Genomic DNA, 20,048 nt, shown 5'->3' on the forward strand with positions numbered 1-20,048 from the left:
GACAAAGGAAAAACGATCCCTTTATCATTAACTTACAATGACCGTTTCAAGAAAATTCATTGTTTCTATTCCACTTTGTAATGGTTTATATTTTGCCTGTGTTGAATTACCTTTTAACTTCTCTTGCTCTAATAATTGTTCAATCGAGTTAGGCAACAGGTATTCAACATCAATCTCATCCAAGCGCTTACTATCGCGTTTAGATTTATATTCCTCATTTACAGAGCAAATATACTGATCTATATCGGTACTGATATTGTGTTTGTCTGGCAATTGCTCGTTACCTGTCGTTTCAATATAAATCTTGTACTGAGGAGTATCCTTCCACACAGGGAAACACATAAATAGATTTGCCTTAAGATGATTTTCCTTATAAGCAAACTGAATAGCATCAAGCATTTGGGTTTCAGTGATTTTCTCACCGGTAAATGAGTGAAAAATACCATTTCTGCGAGTAAATTCTAATCTCGGCACTCCATTGTCAAACCCAACGACTTTAAAGATATCACCAACTGCCTGACGAAGCAGACCATTCGCCTGTGAGTGTATTAAGTGATACTCTTTCCCGAGAGTAAGTTGTCTAAAGTTTAGAGTGTCCGGTGTCGCGACTCCAAGAACATCATCTAGATCTTGCTCTGCAGGTAAAAATTCATAGAGCCCTTGTGTTATAGCCAACAAGCCGACTTCATTGTTTGCAGTATTAGGCAGAGTGACGACGCCCTCGGAACCACAGGTCATGAATGGAAGTACATTTACGTTTGGATATAATATATCCAAAACACCTTTATATAATGCTGCTGAAGAAATGGTCCAGCAACTAATGAGCTTCAGATTTTCCCATAGATAGGTAACAGGAAGATTTTTATCAAACGTTTCAAGCTTTTGAGCAACATCCGGATTAGGTTTTAATTTCTGTTTACCTAATACAGTCCCCAATTTAAGTTCATTAATTAGACGTTCCTTATTTTTAATTATATGACTGTGTAGTGCAATTAAGGTACTTGGATTGATCGCAGAGATGAACTTAACATCATGTTCAATTAAATACCGTATTCGGATATACATCCTACTATCATAATCACTCGGAACATCATCCATCATCCAGGGTGCATTGTACCAAGGAACATCCCAATCATTATTCCCGACTAAAGGGTTCCTATTTGTTATCCCCTGGCACGGAATTCCATTTTCAAATTCAGTTGGAATTTCTCGGATTGTTTGTGTATCTAACACGGAGTACGGACTTTCCAGAATTTCCGGACACTTTTCCAGGTAACTAGCCCACAGTACACCAAGGGCCTTCGTCCGATATTCAGCAACCCAGTGTTCAGTGTACGGAATTCTTTTCGATTTGTTGGTGGTGCCGCTGGTCTTTAAGAATCGTACTAAACCACCATTACTGAGATATCCTCCTTTACTATTGATTTCCTCATCAATCTCATTTAGATAGCCATTATATGATCTTATAGGAACCATTTTTTTAAAACTGACGATTGATTTCAAGTTACCGATATCTTGAGATTTCCAGTATGTAGACTTATCTATACTTTGAATAATATCTTGGAATACACGTTCCTCTGTACTTTCTGGGTCAGAAACCGCTTTTAAGAAAGTAGCCTTCTGCTCAAAACAGTAGTTTTTAAATCCATTTACTCGTTTATCCCAATATTCAACCCATTCATTACCTTTCATGATTAGTTCCTTTCTCTATTTAGTGGCAATTTGGAATACAGATGGATGGTTCATCAGGATTTACCAGACGTGCTTCTGGATAATGTCTATTAATATGTTCATACACATTTCTTGCTTGCTTAACACGTTCAACAATTTCCACATCGCTAGGTAAATGATTTTGTGTTGGTTGAGATATTGGCCCACATTTAATAAATACAGGAGCTGCAACACGGATTATTTCTGGGATTTCATATGTACGGATAAAACCACCAGCTGCTTTGGCAGTGTCTGAGAATACATCAAATGGAATCGATACCGCTTTACGAAATGACGCTATCATATCTATGCTCACAGTAGGTGTTAAATTAATAGTATCACTACCATTTTCAGTTAATAGTTTCGCAGATGCGGGATTACAACATGCCGCATGAACAGAGTATTTGAACTGAATATATTTTGGAATCGAACCATCTTTTCTCATTTGATTAAGGACGTATAGAAGTCCTTCATCGTAAATAAGAAAGCCAGTAATACCCAATTCAATTCCTCGAAAAACCTCTTCCAAAGCATATTTAAGACCATCGATGCCTCGGTTTCTATACCCGACACGTTTCCCATTTTCACAATAAGAGAAAGCACCAATATCATTGGTTGCACGTGGACCAATAGAAAGAACCAACCCTTTTTTTCTGTCCTGGCAAAGTTGCGCCATATCCTTGATCTCTGCATCCGGCAAACGCATTACACCACGACATTCAATAAACCTTGTTACATTCAATTCATAATCATCTGAGAGTCCCAAAGCTCTCTCCAAAATAGAGAAATTATTCATACTGGATAATTCAATTCCATAATGCCCACCAGCAGAAAATTCTTTTGCTTTATTATCATCCCGACTATCTGTATCAGGAAGACCGACACTAATAAGAGCCTGTTTGGATCTTTCAAACATAACTAACATCTCCAACTTCATTAATAAAACAATTAATATAAAATTTAGACCGATAAAAATATATCACCCTAGTTAACGAGCATTCTTAGATTACACATTACAAAACTCAAATGTCAATACAAAAACAGAATAAAATCAATAATATTCAAACACTTATATATATAAAAAGTATATCTATATTTTATATCTGGATAATAATTTAAGTATTGTTATTTATATATTCCCAAGATTTATACGTTTAATTTTCAATAAAAAAGCAAACCATATCAATAGTTACAAATTCATTTGTGGCTATTGATATGGTTTGCTTTAAATTATCACATGGTTATAATTTCAATTCACAAATTCATTATTAACAAGCCCATTTCAAAAATAACTTTTCATAGAAATAACAACCTAAATAAACCTCATTAGTCATCTATCAAATTTTCAGTTTTTATTGGGAAATAGTATCAGCTAATATAAATCCATACAGTAATTGAGCAATCCGTTTTACTATAGATCTTTCACGATCCCAAACACAATTTAAGGCGATAGATCTATCATCCAGAAAGATGTGTTCAATGATAAAATAACGTCGCTCATTCTCAGCAAAATTTAAATTCTAGGTCTCATGCCTGGTTTCCGACTAAATAACTGTTCCTAATTATGCTCCACTTACTATGTTTGAACGGATTTTTAGCAACGATGTGTTGTCTCCGGAGTTTCTGCTTGAAATGGGTTCTGTGTTAACAGAAATCGAATCCCTTACTGTATCTGAGCTTGGGGAGATGTATCACATTTAGGAACAGTTATTTAGGGTTACTCCATTTCTGAAATCTGTCTCTCTTGATCTCAGAGAGATGACGCTTCATCACTGGATGAAACAACAGAAGTAGGATGAGGTTGCTATACACCAACTCAGTAAGCACTAATGATTTAATTAAATATGGACATTATGAGTAGTGTTTTATATTGTACAGATAATAGTAGACACATATAAATTATATAGGATAAGCAATCAATGCATCAGGATAACCTAAAATTATTAGGCAATTTCTTACGAGCTAAGAGAGAGAGTATTCAACCTGAAACTATTGGTTTACCAAAACCATTAAGATCAAGGACCAAAGGGTTAAGAAGAGATGATGTAGCATATAATTCCGGCATTAGTACAATTTGGTATAGTAAGATTGAGCGTGGTCAGGTAACGGGTATCTCACCACAAGTTCTTACAGCAATATCAAACACTCTGAAATTAACTAAGTCAGAATATGAATATATTTGTAACTTAGTTTCTTTTCAGGTAAAGACGACAAATGACCCATGCCGTACAATTTCAGATCACACATTTCATTTACTTCTTCAGCTAAATCCATTCCCTGCACTATTGATGAATGACTATCTGGATATTGTCTCGTGCAACGAGGCGTTTAATCTGATGATAGGTTTTTCTTTCGATTCTCTTATTCCAGAAGAGAAAAACTACTTGCACTTAACTATTACTAACCCAGAATGGCAGAAATTTCTGCATATCAATGACGAAGATAAATTAAAAATACAAATTACTCGGATGGCTGGATTTCTCAGAAATGCGCTGGCAAGACGCCCTGATGACATAGTTTTAGATCAAAAGATAGATAGTTTTATCGAGCTTTCGTCTACGTTTGAGCAAGCTTGGCTTGATAACACTGTTCTACAACCGGAAGAACTTTCATATGTATATGAACACGCCCAGCTTGGTTCGATAATGTTAGATAAACAGCTTTGGTGGAATATTAATGGTGATTCCAGCAGCAGACTTAATATTTATCACCCACAAAATGATACAGATAAAGAAAGATTAAAAAAGGTACTACAGATATGACCGACTTAAAGTAAGATATTACTATCGAACAGACAAAATTAAACGCCTTAACTTCAATAGTCACTTATTACCACTGGTTTTAAACTTTTTGCCAACACACTTTGTAGCACTTGTTTGCCTAAACTCTGAGAGGTAAGTATCCTCTCTAGGTAACTATTATCTTCTTCAAACGGCTTTACCGACGAAGTTCAGAGGCACCAAGACTACTATTGCACTTTTTCCAGTTGTAAAAAGTGGCTTCGATATGTCCAGTATACGACAATATGTTTCGAGGGCTATTGTCTTCGTTTCTGGCAGCTTCAATATAAAAGCAATCGAAGCCTCGGAACAGTTGGTTTTCCCCACGGAGCTTCTTCTGCTACCTGTTTTCTAGTTTATATTGCCTCGGTTCCCCCGGAAAGGAAAGTAACTACATCAATTACACCACCGGCTCTAACTGTTCCAGAAAAGCATCCAGCGTCGGTGCCAGAACATCCCGTTGCGAGGTTCCCAGCCGCTCCAAGATGACTTCACCACTCAGATTACAGACAGAAATAACATCCAGCTCAGCATCGGTTGAGGCAATAAATACTGTCGGCTTCAGTTTTAAACGGCGCTGGGTGACAAGGTGGCCTAACATATTTTCCTGTAACCGGACGAAATCATCGTCATTCCACACCTGTAGCAGTGTCAGAGGATGACCTTGCCAGCTGGCATCGATATCCGCACAGAACTGACTCCCGTAAAACGCTTTGATATCTTCATGCAGATCCAGCTCAATTGCCTGCTCGAGGTTTGAAAAAACCGCAGGTTCCGTCCGGCGAACCGGCTGCCAGCATACCGCATCACCTTCTGCCGAAACAGCACATTCACCAGTTGCAACGACACAAGGAGAAGGCCAGTCTGCCAACTCCGTATTTACGGGCAAAGTGTCGTATTTCTGTTGATATGCCGACAAATAACGCTGACAGAACTGTGTCAGGGACAATGGAACGGTTTCACTCATGATATTCTCCGCATCAGACAGACATCCCGTCATTTTTCTTTAAATCATATTAAAGATAGTAACAGTACATCTCTCATTAATGGCTTTTCCCGGCAAATTACCGATCATTTCACCAAGACAAACACAACCCTTGATGACATCAGCAAGTGGATTGCGTAAAATTCCCGGTATTCTAAACGAATTTAGTCCTGAGTATGAGCAAATATTCTGATACCGAAGCATTAGCAGACCTGAAACTGGGTCAGAACACACAGTATTCGAGTCACTATGATCCTTCCCTGCTGCAAGCTGTTCCCCGCAGTCTGAACAGAGATGATCTTCAGTTGTCTGCACCTCTGCCATTTCAGGGCTGTGATCTCTGGACGCTCTATGAACTGTCCTGGCTGAACAGTAAAGGATTACCACAGGTTGCTATCGGCTATGTTTCGATCCCCGCGACCAGTCCGAACCTGATTGAATCCAAATCATTTAAACTGTATCTGAATAGTTATAATCAGACGAAGTTCACCGACTGGCAGGAAGTTCAGTCCCGGTTAAGTGCAGATCTATCTGACTGTGCCGGAGAGGAAGTTACCGTCAATCTGAGACATGTTGCCGACTTCACCCATCAGCATATTGTGACCATGGAAGGCGAATGTATTGATGAGCAGGAAATTGAAATCGAACAATACGCATTTAATGCAGCCTATCTGGAACAGGCAACCGGAGAAAACTTCGTTGACGAAACACTACATAGTCACCTGTTGAAATCAAATTGTCTGATTACCAGTCAACCGGACTGGGGCAGTGTCGAAATTCATTACCGCGGCAAACAGATCAATCGTGAAGCATTGCTTCGCTATCTGGTTTCTTTTCGCGAACATAATGAATTTCACGAACAGTGTGTGGAACGGATTTTTACGGATCTGATGAAGTACTGTCAGCCTCAGTCACTGACCGTGTATGCCCGCTATACCCGCAGAGGCGGACTGGATATTAATCCTTATCGTTCAACGGAAGACAGCCACCCGGCAAGTGTTCTGCGTATGGCACGTCAGTAAACAAGCTGGGAACTCAAATGATAAAAGCTGTCTGGAACGCTCTGGTTTTATGGATTCTTATCAGTACCTGTACTGTCGTGTACGCCGGTGCCTACACATCTCCGACACTGGAAGAAGCCAGCCTGCTTCTGGATATCTCTCCCAAAGAAGCTCAGTCACTGACATCGGCTTATCTGACGAAAAGGACGTTATCCGATACCAATGAAAAAACACCGTCGAAGATTACCAGTGAAAATGCAGACAATCTGATCCGAACCCCCAACTCCAGTGTAGAAGCTCTGGAAATTCTGGCTCAGGCACTATTCCGGCAAGGATACTACGATGAATCCTTACGTTACCTGAAAAGTGCAATAGCACTGACAAAACAGTATCAGTTACCTTATCTGGAAATAGAAGTCCGCCAGTTGGAAATCCGTCTGAACTGGATACTCAACCATGATGCACAACTGGCTCGCCAGCAGCTAAGCCACCTTTCAGATACACTGGCAAAACTCAAGAATTCGGAACAACTAGGCAAAGGAATTCGCTATAAGACATTGATGCTTCTGGCTGAGATTGCTTCCAAATCAAATGACACCGATCTGGCAGAAAGTCGCTATGAACAGGCAAAAGCCTATATCACAACCACTCAGTCGGTAAAAAGGCCGATTGAGTACCACATTCAGGTCGGACAACATTACCTGAATCATAAACGGTACAATAAAGCGCTGTCAGAACTGCTAACCGCCTACTGGAGTGCACTGGAATCTAATGATGGAGCTTTGCTGGCGATGACCAATTCACTGCTTGCACAGCTGTTTTATGAACGAAAAGTTCTGGACAAAGCACTGCTATATCTGGCTCAGGCTGCCGATTTTTATGATTCTTACGAAGAATCCCCGGTGCTGGTTGATATCCTGAAACGTATGGGTGACATCTACTCCCAGCAAAGTAAATTCAATCTGGCACTGGTGTATTACCTGAATGTGCTGGATCATTCTGTCACACAACATAACATGCAGTTATTCATTGCAGTACGCATTCGTCTGGCTTCAACTTACATGCAACTGTATAACTACCCACTCGCTGAAGATTATCTCTCTGCCGTTGAACCATTGCTGGAGCAGTTTGATTTTCCTCAGTTAAAAGGACAGGCTTTGCTATTGAAAGCCGGTATTGCCTTCTATCAGAAGAAACCAGTACAGGCGATCAAACTGGCACTCCAGTCAACCGAACTGGCCAAGTCTACTCAGGACAACCAGACCCTGATGCAAGCCTTCACTTTGCTTTCTGAGGCATCCGAACAACAGGGGCATTATCTGGAAGCCCTGAACTATTCGCGCCAGTATAATCAACTCAGTCAGGCACTCCAGAATCAGCTCAATCACATCAGTGAAGAAGCATTCAAACAACAGAAAACCTTTGTTGAACAGACCCTGCATCTTGCCGGTCAGGATCGGGCTCTGCAACAACAGGAGAAACGCTACCGGGATTTACAGAATATCGCTTACGGCCTTTTCACCGCCGGATTCATCTTCTTCCTGCTCATTTTGCGCCGTGGTTATGTGATCCGGAAACAAAGCGAGGAGATTGAATACCTCAACAATCATCTGTTCACTCATTCCCGCTCCCATCTGAATAATCTGCGCATGCTGAATGAGGATCTTTCTTCATCACTGCAAAAGAGTAGCCATACCTACGAGCAATGGCACATCGGGGAACTGATCCACGAACCACTCAGTGATCGGCTGCGCTTTGCGATGATCGATATTCCCTTTCTGAGAAACATGTATCTTCAGCATGGTTACACCGAAGGACTGAAGTTAGAACTGGCATTCGGTGAATATTTACAAGACAAGCTGGATGAGCATACCCGCCTGTTTCACTTTACCGATGCAAATTTGATCTATGTGGAAAACAATTACCTGCAAGATGATTCGGCTGGTGACACTTCTCCACAGGCATTATTCGAAAAAATTCAGGAATGGGTCAATGAATTCCAGCCATCAAGCCAGCTCAACCGGATTATTCGGATAGGCATTGCTGATTACCCTTTCCTGCCCAAAGCATACACGGCTATCAGTGAAAAGGAGCTATTAGACATATTGCTGATGGCGACCAGTGCTTCGAGAGAACTCAGTATCTCCGAAGAAACCAGTCACTGGGTCTATCTGAAAGCCATCGATAATGCTCCGGCAGCCAGTTTTGCTTCAGATAATATTCGTCAGGCCTGCCAACAGGCAATCAGCCAGGGCTTGATCAAAGTCCATTCTTCACATAAAAATGAGGAAAGCATGAAGAATCTGCTTAAGGACACATAGAATAACCAGAGCGTGCTGGCTCACCGGTTTAAAGCACGCCTTAAAAATAAAAAAACGTCAGTTGTTATTCACAGCTGAACATTTGTTGTCTTTCCCCGGAACCATATCGCACCGCAGGTGCTTTACCTGATGAGGTCCGGGTCTATCAATTTGGTAATTCATGGGTACGTTTGAATCAAATATTCAGACTGAGTTGCATCAGCTAAAGTCCCAACTCAGTAAAGTTCGTTTGACACACAAAGAGACTTCGTTCAAATTTAAAAGGGAGCAAAGTGTGCTGAAACGATTGATCGCTTCTCTGTCATCTGCCTGTTGCAGTGACAATGATGCGCTGAATCACCAGCTGTTACGTCTGAAAGAACTGATAGAACAACAACCGGACGTAAGTACACTAATTCCCAGATTAGCAGTGATCGAACACATGCTAAAACAACAGACGTTGACTATGGAAAAACAGACGACCAACCTTGAACGCCATATTCGCCATGGCGGAGAGACTTTGTTGAGAATCCCAGGTTTACCTTCAAAAGTAAAACGGGATCTCCGGGATTTGCTGAACGTGTCTTCTGTTCATACTTCCCCTAATTCAGAGCAGGCCGTGAGACTTCTGAGTCTCTACGAACGCTCGGTCAAGATTATTGCAACCAATCCGAATCATTCCGGACAAACCATCGATCACACTGCCGAAAAAGAACTTCAGGCACAATTATCTGATGAATTGCAGACACTGATTACCGAACTGGATTTCGAGGGAGAATCCGGTGATGTGTTGATGGACATCCGGGCTAAATTACTGGTCGGAGTCTCACCCCATACGTTACTGGAGCTGACTCTGGAAGTTTTACGTCTGGTTGTCGAAGGAACAACCCATGAGCGTAAAAAATCGGAACGATTTCTTGAACAGGTCAACACGTCTCTGGCAACACATCTGAAAAGCTCCAGACAGAGCATTCAGCAGAACCAGAGTTACCTGTCACATCGTCAGGAAATGAATCAGGAACTCAGCAAACTCATGACCAAAAGCAATCAGGTTCTTAAAGAACAACATGATTATGCTGCATTGAAATCAGGCTTATCACCATTACTGGCTCAGCTAACTTCCCTGTCCGAGCGATTGACTCATGCAGAACAACGTGAACAGGCACTGATCGAACGGATGGAATATACCAGAAATCAGATGGAATCCCTGTATGAATCGACTCAGGACTATCGCTGCCGACTCGAAGATCAGGCACAAAGAATGCTGCAGGATCCATTAACCAAAGTGTATAACCGGGCTGCATTCCATGATCGTCTGGAACTGGAGTATCACCGCTGGATTAAAACGCAGCATCCGCTCCGGGTTGTTCTGCTTGATATCGACAACTTTAAAGTATTGAATCAGAGCTTCGGTTACTCAGCCGGTGATAAAGCGCTGAAGATCATCGCCAGAACCATACTGAAAGAATTGTCCGAAACCGATACAGTTGCCCGTTTCTCCGGGGAAGAATTCATGATTATTATGCCGGACAGAGCCGAACAGGAAAGTCGCCTGTTGGTGCAGAATATTCAGCACCACGTTGAGAACCTGCCTTTCAAATTTAAAGATAAAAATCTGACGATCACCCTAAGTGGTGCCAGTGCCGCATTTCAGGAAGGTGATACACCAGACGAAGTTCTTGAGCAAGTTTACCGCTCACTTCAGGAAGCCAAAAAAGCAGGACCAAATCAAATCATCTGGAAACAATAATGAACATTTTTTAACCAAACCTAGGTAAAGACGTGACATTTGTCACATATAACGCTTATATTGTTTCCCTAGTGAATTATGAACAGACTAGATTGTTACTGTAAAATCATGCAGTTATTGTGCGCATTTATCATTAGCCTCAACTCACAAAGAAGACCATCATCATTCCGTACTTATTATAAAGGAGGCCTTCATGATTACTCATATCAGCCCAACCGGAAGTATGGATCTGCTCTCGCAGATTGAAGTCGAACGCCTGAAAAAAACAGCATCCAGCGGTGACCTTTACCAGCTATACAGAAACTGCACACTGGCGGTTCTGAACTCAGGAAGCCATACCGACAACTCCAAAGAATTGTTGGATAAATATCAAGATTTCGATGTCAACGTACTCCGGAGAGAACGGGGCATCAAACTGGAACTAATCGAACCACCGGAACACGCCTTTGTCGACGGCGATATTATCAAAGGTATTCAGGAACACCTCTGCTCTGTCCTGCGTGACATTGTTTATGTCAACATGCATGTCGCTGACAGCCAGCGTTATAACCTGACAGATTCAGTTTATAGTACCAACCTGGTTTTCGATATTCTGCGTAATGCCCGAACGCTCATTCCCGGAATAACGCCTAATCTGGTCGTCTGCTGGGGTGGACACTCAATCAATCCGGTCGAATATCAGTACACCAGAGAGGTAGGCAATGAACTCGGCCTGCGTGAACTGAACATCTGTACCGGTTGTGGTCCGGGTGCAATGGAAGGTCCGATGAAAGGTGCGGCGATCGGTCACGCCAAACAACGCTACAAAAATGCCCGTTATATTGGCCTGACAGAACCATCGATTATTGCTGCCGAGCCGCCCAACCCGATCGTAAATGAACTGATCATTATGCCGGACATCGAGAAACGTCTGGAAGCATTTGTCCGGATGGCCCATGGTATTGTCATCTTTCCCGGAGGCCCGGGAACTGCTGAAGAATTACTCTATATTCTTGGCATCATGATGCATCCGGAAAATGCCGATCAGCCACTACCAATCATTCTGACCGGCCCGAAAGAGAGTGAAGCTTATTTCCGCTCAATCGATCAATTCATCGCTGAAACGCTGGGTGATGTAGCACGAAAACACTATAAAATCGTCATTGATGATCCGGCTCAGGTTGCCCGTCTGATGAATGAATCGATGCCGGTTGTCCGCCAGCACAGAAAAGAAAACGGGGATGCCTATAGTTTCAACTGGTCTCTGAAAATCGATTCGGAGTTTCAGTTGCCGTTTGTCCCGAATCATCACTCGATGGCTAATCTTGACCTTCATCCCGATCAAAAGCCGGAAGTGCTTGCAGCAAACCTGCGTAAAGCATTCTCCGGAATTGTGGCAGGAAATGTAAAAGCAGAAGGCATCCGAGAGATTGAGCAGCATGGCCCCTTCCTGATCGATGGCGATCGGAGAATCATGCAGAAAATGGATAAGCTTCTGAAAGATTTCGTCCAGCAACACCGGATGAAGTTACCCGGAGGTCACGCCTACGAACCTTGCTATAAAATTGCAGATAGCTAGAACGTGTTGCCCGGCTATCCCGGAATCCACTACAATAAGGGCTTCGGCCCTTATTTCAATATCCTTATGATCCAAGAATTGTGATGTCACTACACCTTGTCATTATCGATGCACTAAACCTTATCCGCAGAGTTCATTCGGCTCAGCCTGACGCTGAAGATATCGAAAGAACTATTCAGACCACAACCCGGACTTTAAGCAAGATTATTCAGGAAACTTCCCCCACGCATATCATTGCCGTATTTGATCATGATTCGGATGATCGGGGCTGGCGTGCAGAGCTGATTCCCCGCTATAAAGAGAAACGCCAGCCGATGCCTGAAGTCCTGAGGACAAACATGGATACCATTCAGCAGGCCTGGTGGGATATTGGAATTGACTCCTTACTCTCCAGTGGAGATGAGGCAGATGATCTGGTCGCAACACTGGCAACCAAAGTTGCCAGTCATCAGGAGCAGGTCACAATCGTTTCAACAGATAAAGGATACTGTCAGTTGCTATCCCCGACACTCAGAATCCGGGATTACTTCCAGCACCGCTGGCTGGATCAGGGCTTCATTGAACAAGAGTTTGGCGTCCGGCCCGAACAGCTGACCGATTATTGGGGATTGACGGGGATTAGCTCCAGTCAGGTTAGTGGTGTTCCGGGGATCGGTCCGAAAGCTGCCAAAGAGATTCTCAATCAGTTTACCGATATTGAACAGGCTTATCAGAGTGCAGAGCTTGCAGAAAAGTACCGGAAAAAACTGGCGGAACATATAGAGCTGGCCCGACAGAGCAAAGCAGTAGCCACACTGAAAACAGATATCCAGCTTGGATTTAACCTGCAGGATATCCGCTTTCAGCCTCTGGTATCGTCCTCATAAAGCAGGAAGTATCGTTCTCTGCCAGACACAGAGAACGAAACGGACTTGATTTAGTGGGGAGAAATATTGGATAAACTCCGGACATGTACCGTAATCTCTTCCCGATCATGATAGAGATGTTTTGCCTGCAACTGGAAACGAACCTGATTCTCACTCAGAAACTGTTTCAGGTTTTCGATATCCTGCAATACTTCATCATAGCGCCCTTTCATCGGCAATTTCAGGTTAAACAATGCTTCCTTAGCCCAACCACGAATCAGCCATTCTCCCATCAGTTGTGCAACGCGGGAAGGTTTCTCCACCATATCACACACCAGCCAGGTCACATTCTTACGGGCTGGTTCAAATTTAAAGCCATCTTCCATATGGTGTTTCACCTGGCCGGTTTCCATCAGGCTTTCTGCCATCATCCCGTTATCAACCGCATGGACGAACATTGATCGTTTCACCAGCTGATAGGTCCAGCCTCCGGGACAAGCACCTAAATCCACAGCCCACATTCCAGAGGCCAGACGTTCATCCCACTCATGACGGGGAATAAAAACATGGAAAGCTTCTTCCAGTTTCAGCGTTGAACGGCTCGGTGCATCTGCCGGAAACTTCAGGCGGGGAATACCCATGAAAAATGGCGAATTATTGCTGGAATAAGAGTAACCGACATAACAATGACCCGGAGCCACAAAACAGATATGGAGCACCGGTTTTTTCGGGTTTTCTTTACCCAGTAAGATACCTTTTCCACGCAATGCCTGCCGAAGTGGTACTGTAAATTTACGACAGAATTTCAGCAGTTCTTTCGCTTCGTTGGTATCCGGAGTTTCAACCCGAAGATCCCCACAACGCGGGAAGTCTTCAGACTCACCAAGCGCCTGCAGAATCGGAGAAATACGGTCTTCTGCCGGTAATGATTCACAACTGGCACGCACTGCAAAAATCTGTCGCGCAAAAATCAGACTCTGGAAGTCGATCTCCCGGATCAGTTTATCTGCATCGCCATCCTGATAGCATTCAAACAGGACATAACCTGTCTGATACTTCAGACGGGGAAAGCCAAAAACTTCAATTCTACTGGCCTTATCCTGAATTTCTCCGGCACATTCTTTCTCAAAACCAGCCCGACAATAGAGCATGACCTGCTTCACTGATTCACCTCTTTCATATTCAATGCAGCCACAAACATCAGCAACCATCCGAGAATAAAGCAGACACCCCCGAAAGGTGTAATGGGACCAAACCATTTCACACCAGTCAGAGCCAGTGCATACAGGCTGCCACTAAAGCAAAAGATGCCGATGATAAAACAGATCCCGGCCCGATAAAAATATTTCTGTACCTTCTCTTGTGATGACAACAGCATCATGACACCACAACCCAGTAAAGCCAGTGTATGAATAAACTGATACCGGACTCCGACTTCAAACACACCAAGCAGGTCAGGTGACAAAATCGCTTTCAGACCATGGGAAGCAAAAGCCCCCAATCCAACACCAAACGCACCAAAACAGGCTGCAAACAGAAACAGAGATTTACTTTTCATGACTGATTCTCCAGATAAACTGACTCAGTTGCTCCACCACAAACGCCAGATTTTCCGGCTCGGTATAACCTGAACTTTTCCGGGGCTTAAAGCTATGATCACCATCCGGAATATAAACGACCTGAATCTGAGGACTCAATGTCATGGCAGCAACTTCTTCACGACACCCGAAAGTATCCCGCTCGCCTTGCAGAATCAGGCAGGGTTTCTCACTACCGGCTAAATGTTCCCCTTTCATCTTTTCCGGCTTCCCCGGCGGATGGAAAGGAAATCCCAGGCAAGCAATCCCCCTGACCAGAGGATTTCCGTCTAACAGACTGGCAATCCGCCCTCCCATCGACTTACCACCAATCACTGCACCCTGAGCGGCATACTCACCAATCGCCGTCTCAAAAGCCGCGATTAACTTCGGAGCCCGATCCGGTGGAAACTTCCTCGCTTCGAGGTTCTTACGAATCATATAGGGAAAGTTAAAACGAATCACCCGAATGCCTCTTTCTGCCAGTCCACAGGCAACGGTTTCCATAAATGCATGGTCCATATCTGCTCCTGCACCATGGGCAAAAATAAATACCGGCCCATCCGTCGGTCCGTTCATTCTCGTATGCTCGCTAACGGTTGTATCCGTCATCCAAAATCACCTCTTGTTCCTGTTTTGCCCGGTTCAGCATCCAGTTCCGAAAAGTCGCAATTCGTCCCGTGTTCGCCTGTTTTTCATGACAGACCAGATAAAAAGCATTTTCAGTCATCAACACTTTATCAAACAGTGCCACCAACCTCCCGGCATCAATTTCCGGCTGTGCCAGCACATTATTTCCCAGCGCAATTCCCTGCCCGTGAGCCGCCGCCTGTAACACCATGGTCGAGTGGCTGAAAATCGGCCCGTGATCAACGTGTACACCAGAAAGACCATTTTCCCGGACAAAGGTTTTCCAGTCCTGCCGGGAAGTATCATGCAACAGCGTATGATGAGATATGTCTTCCAGTGAATGCAGCGGTTTCTCCCGCGCCAGCAGTAACGGGGAACATAAAGGGATCAAAAATTCCTGATAGAGCTTATCTGCTCTTAAACCCGGCCATAGTCCCTTTCCGTAATAAATTGCAACATCCACATCATCGACCAGTGAACCTTCATCTTTATCAACTGCTTTTATCCGAACATCGATATCCGGTTGCTGTTGATTGAAGTCAGCCAGACGGGGAACCAGCCACTGAATTGCAAAACTCGGCGGCAGACTAATTGTTAATGCGCCCTTTTCACTGCGGGAAAGCAGCTTATTTGTAGATTCTTGTATGGCGGTAAAAATATCTTTGATTTCAAAAAAATAACTTTGTCCCTCTTCTGTCAGCAAAAGAGAGCGGTTTCTCCGGAGAAACAGCTTTAATCCGAGAAATTCTTCTAACGACTTGATTTGATGGCTAACGGCAGCCTGAGTGACATACAGTTCCTCCGCCGCCTTCGTAAAACTTAAATGACGCGCTGCTGATTCAAAAACCCGGAGCGCATTCAGAGGAGGTAATCTTTTGTTCACACAATGATCCTCAACTTAATGGATTAGTTTTTTTTATGTGAAGCATTATAATTTGTCCATTGTTTACCAACCAGAAAAACTCTATATTTTCTGCCGCAGACAAGTCTTAACGACTTGATTCTCCTTAGGATCAATAGACTTTGTGTTGCGATGTTGTGTTTGCAAACTCGTATTTCGAGTATGTGGTGTTTCACCACTTGTTCTGTGGCTTTCAGCCACAAGCATACTTCCTGTATTTATTTTGACCTGTCTGTCAAATGTTTCACACCGCCTTCCGATGGGCGGTGTATTTTTATGTACGCTCCGCCCGAAAAGGTACAAGCACCATATTCAGCAAAACGATAGCAAGGCATCAAACACCAGAACCAGCCAGCCCGTAACCGGTGGTTCCTGTATGTTATTGTGCGACATTCTAAGGACGATAGACCTTCACGTTATTAAAGCCCTGCTCTTTGAGATACAACGCCTGTAAACGGCTCATGACACCCCGGTCACAATACAGCAGATAGGTCTTCGACTGATCGAGATCGCCGAACTGAGTTCCCAACTTATAGAAAGGCAGATGTTTCACTTCTACACCGTCCAACACTAACGGATGCTCATCTTCTTCATCCGGACTGCGAATATCCAGTACTACAGCATGCTCATGAATCGCATCAACCAATTCAACTTCCGGTGCCTGCTGCTGGGTTTCCTGAGCAATATCGCGAATATCCATCTGACGTGCGCTGTACACCACACCTTCCAGAATAGAGAAATCAAACTTCGCTTCTTCTGCTTCCAGTTTTTCCCGGACAGCTTTGACTGTCGGCCGCCGGGAAATAACACCACAATACTCCGGCATCGTTTTAGCAAAATCTTCTGTTCCGATATCTCTGGCAAGATTGATGATATCTTCTTTATCCCAGTTAATCAGTGGACGTAAAATCAGGCGATCAGTTACGCCATCAATATGGCGCAGATTAGTCAGCGTCTGACTGGACACCTGCCCCAGCGCTTCGCCGGTCACCAACGCCTGAATATCGAAACGCTCAGCAATCATACCGGCAGCCCGCATAAACATCCGCTTCAGAACAACGCCCATTTGCCCGTCGTCCACTTTCTCCAGAATTTCAGCCACAACAGGTTCAAAATCAACCGCGATAAAACGGACTTTGGCCGATGAGCCGTACTTATTCCACAGATAGTGAGCAACCTGCTTTACACCAATCTCATGAGCCGGACCGCCTAAATTAAAAAAGCAGTAATGAACTTTTGAGCCCCGTTTAATATGCAGATAACTGGAAACACCAGAGTCGAATCCTCCGGAAATCAGGCTGAGCACGTCTTCCTGAGTTCCCAGTGGGAATCCCCCCAACCCTTTGTGACGTGCAATAATCTGGTTCAGTTTATCTCCGGAAATTTCAACCCGAACAGTCACTTCCGGATTGTTGAGTTTTACTTTGGCACTTTCAACTGCCTGATTCAGACCACCACCAACATAACGTTCCAGTTCAATGGAGGTGAAATCATGCTTCCCGCGGCGTTTGGCCCGGACAACAAAAGTTTTCCCCTCAATCTTGCTCCGGCTGTGCGCCAGAACCTGTTCATAGATATCATGTAAATCATTGAAATCTGACTGCTGAACTTCAAGCACATGATGAATTCCCGGCGTATGGGTCAGAATTTCCAGCGTTTCGGCATAATACTGATCACTGGCAGAAGTTACTTCGATATGATCACGACGGTTAAATACCGCAACAGCTTCCGTCCGGCGCTGAATAATATTGCGAATATTACATTCGAGAATTTTGGTAAAACGTTTCCGTACCGATTCACTTTTCACAAAAATTTCCGGATGGGGCTTAACAATAAATTTCATAAGACAATTCGCAATTTAGGTTGAAACGCTGCTGTACCAATTTACATTGCCTGATTGTAACAGAGCAGATGAACAGCAATTGAAGGCGCAGGATTATACACGAGAAGCAGTAACAGGGAAAAGTATCAATTCATTCCTGAGCGACTCTCCGGAGTGAATTGATATATGGGAATCATCGTTCAACAGACAGCGGCTAAGGTACCGGATGACCTTTTGAAGCAACCCAGATACGATACCACTGCTCCCGGCTCAGTTCGATCTTCAGCGCTGCTACTGCGGCTTTTACCCGCTCAATCTTACCGGATCCGAGAATCGGAACCGGCAATGACGGTAACCGTCTGACCCAGGCATAAATAACCTGATCAATACTCTGCGCCCCGACTTCCTGACCAATTTCAGTCAGCACCTGACGGACACGCTGAACCTGCTCACTCTCACCACTAAAAACGGCACCACCACCTAAACATGACCATGCCATCGGCCGGGTTCTGAGCATCTGCATCTGATCCAGCGTCCCGTCATGAATCACATCAAAATGAAGCGGATTGATTTCGACCTGATTGGTCACCAGCGGCTGATCCAGACGTGACTGTAATAAATCAAACTGCGATGGGGTAAAATTGGAAACTCCGAAGTGTTTTACTTTTCCGGCCTGCTGTAATTCTGAAAATGTCTGCGCCACTTCATCGGCATCCATTAATGCATCGGGACGATGAATCAACAGCACATCGATTTCATCAACACCAAGACGTGCCAGCGAATGATTCACAGACTGATGGATATGTGCTTTCCCGGTATCGTAATAGTTAATCTGCCGCTGAGGAAAAGCACTACCGCATAATTGAATATCACACTTTGTCACGATCTGAATATGCTGGCGGAAAGACGGTTGTAGTGCCAGCGCCTCGCCAAAGAGCGTCTCACATGTGTAGTAACCGTAGATATCTGCATGATCAACGGTAGTAATCCCCAATTCAACATGCTGCTTTAAGAAGGTCAACCGTTCCTGGGGCGTCATATTCCACTCGGCCAGCCGCCAATATCCCTGAACAATCTCCGAAAACACCGGTCCTTGTTCTGCAATGGTTACCTGCTTCACCATATTGATTCTCCATCCATCTTATCAATGGGTTGTCTCATGTAAAAAAAGTAAGCGAAATCGCTTACTTTTTAATTGTCGTCCGGGAGGTTACTCAACAGTACTCACTTCGGCTGCTTCTGTGCCGACGGCACTTCATCACTGTATACGGGCTTACCCTGAAGAATACTGATATCAACCCGCCGGTTCTGCGCACGCCCTCTTGCTGTATCGTTCGATGCAACTGGCTGGGTATCTGCCATACCGCGAACTTCCATTCTTTCATGATCAAAGCCCGCGACTTTTTCCATTTCCTGCGCCACAGAAACTGCCCGCTGTGCCGATAAGTCCCAGTTCGAACGGTACAGTTCCGAATCAAGTGGCTGGTTATCTGTATGACCTGAGATTCTCACGACACCCGGAATATCTTTAACCAGTTCCGCAATCTGCCGGACCAGCGGCCGGAACTTCGGTTGTAAGAACGCCGAGTCTTTAGGGAAGGCGCCTTTTTCACGAATACGGATTACAATTTCCTGACCAAGGTTCTCAACTTCGATCGCCCCCTGCTCAATCTCTGTTGCCAGTGCTTTTTTCAGGTTTTCCGAAATGACTTCCATCTCTTCGGTACTCGGTGACTGCGCCTGCTGCTGCTGATCAACCGATTCATTATTCTGGTTATCCTGCGTGGATGTTTCCGGAGACTGACCACCAGTCAGAGAACCTTCTGTACGCTGAGTGCCACCAGCACGATCAGCATCCCCTTCCTGAAACTCAAGTGTCTGTTGGGTAATATCTATCGTTTGTTGCATGATCACATCGATAGGTGTTGGTTCCGGTCTTCCCGGTCTGAATTCCTGAGCAATCACGCTGGTCCCTTTCGGGATATCTTTAACTTCCAGCCGGTTTTGTACCCCGAAAGCAAATTTCATCGACCCGGCGATCTGCTTGAACTTCAGAACATCCATCTCAGAAAAAGAGAGTAACAATACGAAAAAGCACATGAGCAGAGACATTAAGTCAGAAAATGTCGCCAGCCATGCCGGAGCTCCGGGGGGCGGACATTTACATTTATTCTCTTCATCCATTGCCA

16 protein-coding genes are annotated in these 20,048 nt (G+C 44.1%); 6 read left to right on the forward strand and 10 right to left on the reverse strand.

Annotated features, from left to right (window positions below; genetic code table 11):
• Positions 1–27: 27 nt before the first annotated feature.
• Positions 28–1,692 (reverse strand): GH3 family domain-containing protein, encoded by a 1,665-nt coding sequence (locus tag OCU74_RS11315; RefSeq protein ID WP_087479828.1) that lies wholly within the window; start codon positions 1,690–1,692, stop codon positions 28–30.
• A 19-nt stretch (positions 1,693–1,711) separates the two neighbouring features.
• Positions 1,712–2,626 (reverse strand): peptidase, encoded by a 915-nt coding sequence (locus OCU74_RS11320; RefSeq protein ID WP_143693121.1) that lies wholly within the window; start codon positions 2,624–2,626, stop codon positions 1,712–1,714.
• 1,003 nt (positions 2,627–3,629) lie between these two features.
• Between OCU74_RS11320 and OCU74_RS11325 the strand changes: the two genes are divergently transcribed.
• Positions 3,630–4,472, forward strand: a complete 843-nt coding sequence (locus OCU74_RS11325) for a helix-turn-helix domain-containing protein (protein ID WP_087479830.1) — start codon at positions 3,630–3,632, stop codon at positions 4,470–4,472.
• Positions 4,473–4,890: 418 nt separating this feature from the next.
• On the opposite strand, the gene syd is transcribed toward OCU74_RS11325, so the two are convergent.
• On the reverse strand, positions 4,891–5,457 hold the full coding sequence (gene syd / locus OCU74_RS11330; protein WP_087480125.1) for a SecY-interacting protein: 567 nt from the start codon (positions 5,455–5,457) through the stop codon (positions 4,891–4,893).
• Between the two features lie 194 nt (positions 5,458–5,651).
• Here syd and queF point away from each other — a divergent pair, with 194 nt between their 5' ends.
• The 5 genes from queF to xni all read left to right on the forward strand — a co-directional run bounded on the left by queF (position 5,652) and on the right by xni (position 12,950).
• Positions 5,652–6,497, forward strand: coding sequence for an NADPH-dependent 7-cyano-7-deazaguanine reductase QueF (queF, locus tag OCU74_RS11335; RefSeq protein ID WP_087479831.1), 846 nt, complete (start codon positions 5,652–5,654; stop codon positions 6,495–6,497).
• A 17-nt stretch (positions 6,498–6,514) separates the two neighbouring features.
• Positions 6,515–8,797, forward strand: a complete 2,283-nt coding sequence (locus OCU74_RS11340) for a tetratricopeptide repeat protein (RefSeq protein WP_087479832.1) — start codon at positions 6,515–6,517, stop codon at positions 8,795–8,797.
• A 160-nt stretch (positions 8,798–8,957) separates the two neighbouring features.
• A complete protein-coding gene (locus OCU74_RS11345; RefSeq protein ID WP_087479833.1) occupies positions 8,958–10,526 on the forward strand; it encodes a GGDEF domain-containing protein in 1,569 nt (522 codons plus the stop codon).
• A 193-nt stretch (positions 10,527–10,719) separates the two neighbouring features.
• Positions 10,720–12,084 carry a nucleotide 5'-monophosphate nucleosidase PpnN gene (gene ppnN, locus OCU74_RS11350; RefSeq protein ID WP_087479834.1) on the forward strand — a complete coding sequence of 455 codons (1,365 nt, stop codon included), beginning with the start codon at positions 10,720–10,722 and terminating at the stop codon, positions 12,082–12,084.
• A gap of 83 nt (positions 12,085–12,167) precedes the next feature.
• Positions 12,168–12,950, forward strand: coding sequence for a flap endonuclease Xni (gene xni / locus OCU74_RS11355; protein ID WP_087479835.1), 783 nt, complete (start codon positions 12,168–12,170; stop codon positions 12,948–12,950).
• A gap of 50 nt (positions 12,951–13,000) precedes the next feature.
• Here the strand turns inward: xni and rlmM are convergent, their stop codons facing one another.
• From rlmM to OCU74_RS11390, 7 genes are all read right to left on the reverse strand, one after another.
• Positions 13,001–14,092 (reverse strand): 23S rRNA (cytidine(2498)-2'-O)-methyltransferase RlmM, encoded by a 1,092-nt coding sequence (gene rlmM, locus OCU74_RS11360; protein ID WP_087479836.1) that lies wholly within the window; start codon positions 14,090–14,092, stop codon positions 13,001–13,003.
• The gene (locus tag OCU74_RS11365; RefSeq protein WP_087479837.1) at positions 14,089–14,487 is read right to left on the reverse strand and encodes a DUF423 domain-containing protein; all 399 of its coding nucleotides are present in this window, start codon (positions 14,485–14,487) and stop codon (positions 14,089–14,091) included. The genes rlmM and OCU74_RS11365 overlap by 4 nt, the downstream gene beginning before the upstream one ends.
• On the reverse strand, positions 14,477–15,118 hold the full coding sequence (locus OCU74_RS11370; RefSeq protein WP_087479838.1) for an alpha/beta family hydrolase: 642 nt from the start codon (positions 15,116–15,118) through the stop codon (positions 14,477–14,479). Before OCU74_RS11370 ends, OCU74_RS11365 begins: the two co-directional genes overlap by 11 nt.
• Positions 15,099–16,019 carry a transcriptional regulator GcvA gene (locus tag OCU74_RS11375; protein ID WP_087479839.1) on the reverse strand — a complete coding sequence of 307 codons (921 nt, stop codon included), beginning with the start codon at positions 16,017–16,019 and terminating at the stop codon, positions 15,099–15,101. Before OCU74_RS11375 ends, OCU74_RS11370 begins: the two co-directional genes overlap by 20 nt.
• Before the next feature lie 412 nt (positions 16,020–16,431).
• Entirely contained in the window at positions 16,432–17,880 is a 1,449-nt protein-coding gene (thiI, locus tag OCU74_RS11380) for a tRNA uracil 4-sulfurtransferase ThiI (RefSeq protein ID WP_087479840.1), read from the reverse strand.
• A 193-nt stretch (positions 17,881–18,073) separates the two neighbouring features.
• Positions 18,074–18,982, reverse strand: a complete 909-nt coding sequence (locus tag OCU74_RS11385; protein ID WP_087479841.1) for an aldo/keto reductase — start codon at positions 18,980–18,982, stop codon at positions 18,074–18,076.
• Positions 18,983–19,083: 101 nt separating this feature from the next.
• Entirely contained in the window at positions 19,084–20,043 is a 960-nt protein-coding gene (locus tag OCU74_RS11390; protein ID WP_087479842.1) for a flagellar motor protein MotB, read from the reverse strand.
• Positions 20,044–20,048 lie beyond the last annotated feature (5 nt).

Source organism: Vibrio mangrovi (assembly GCF_024346955.1).
Lineage (GTDB): Bacteria > Pseudomonadota > Gammaproteobacteria > Enterobacterales > Vibrionaceae > Vibrio > Vibrio mangrovi.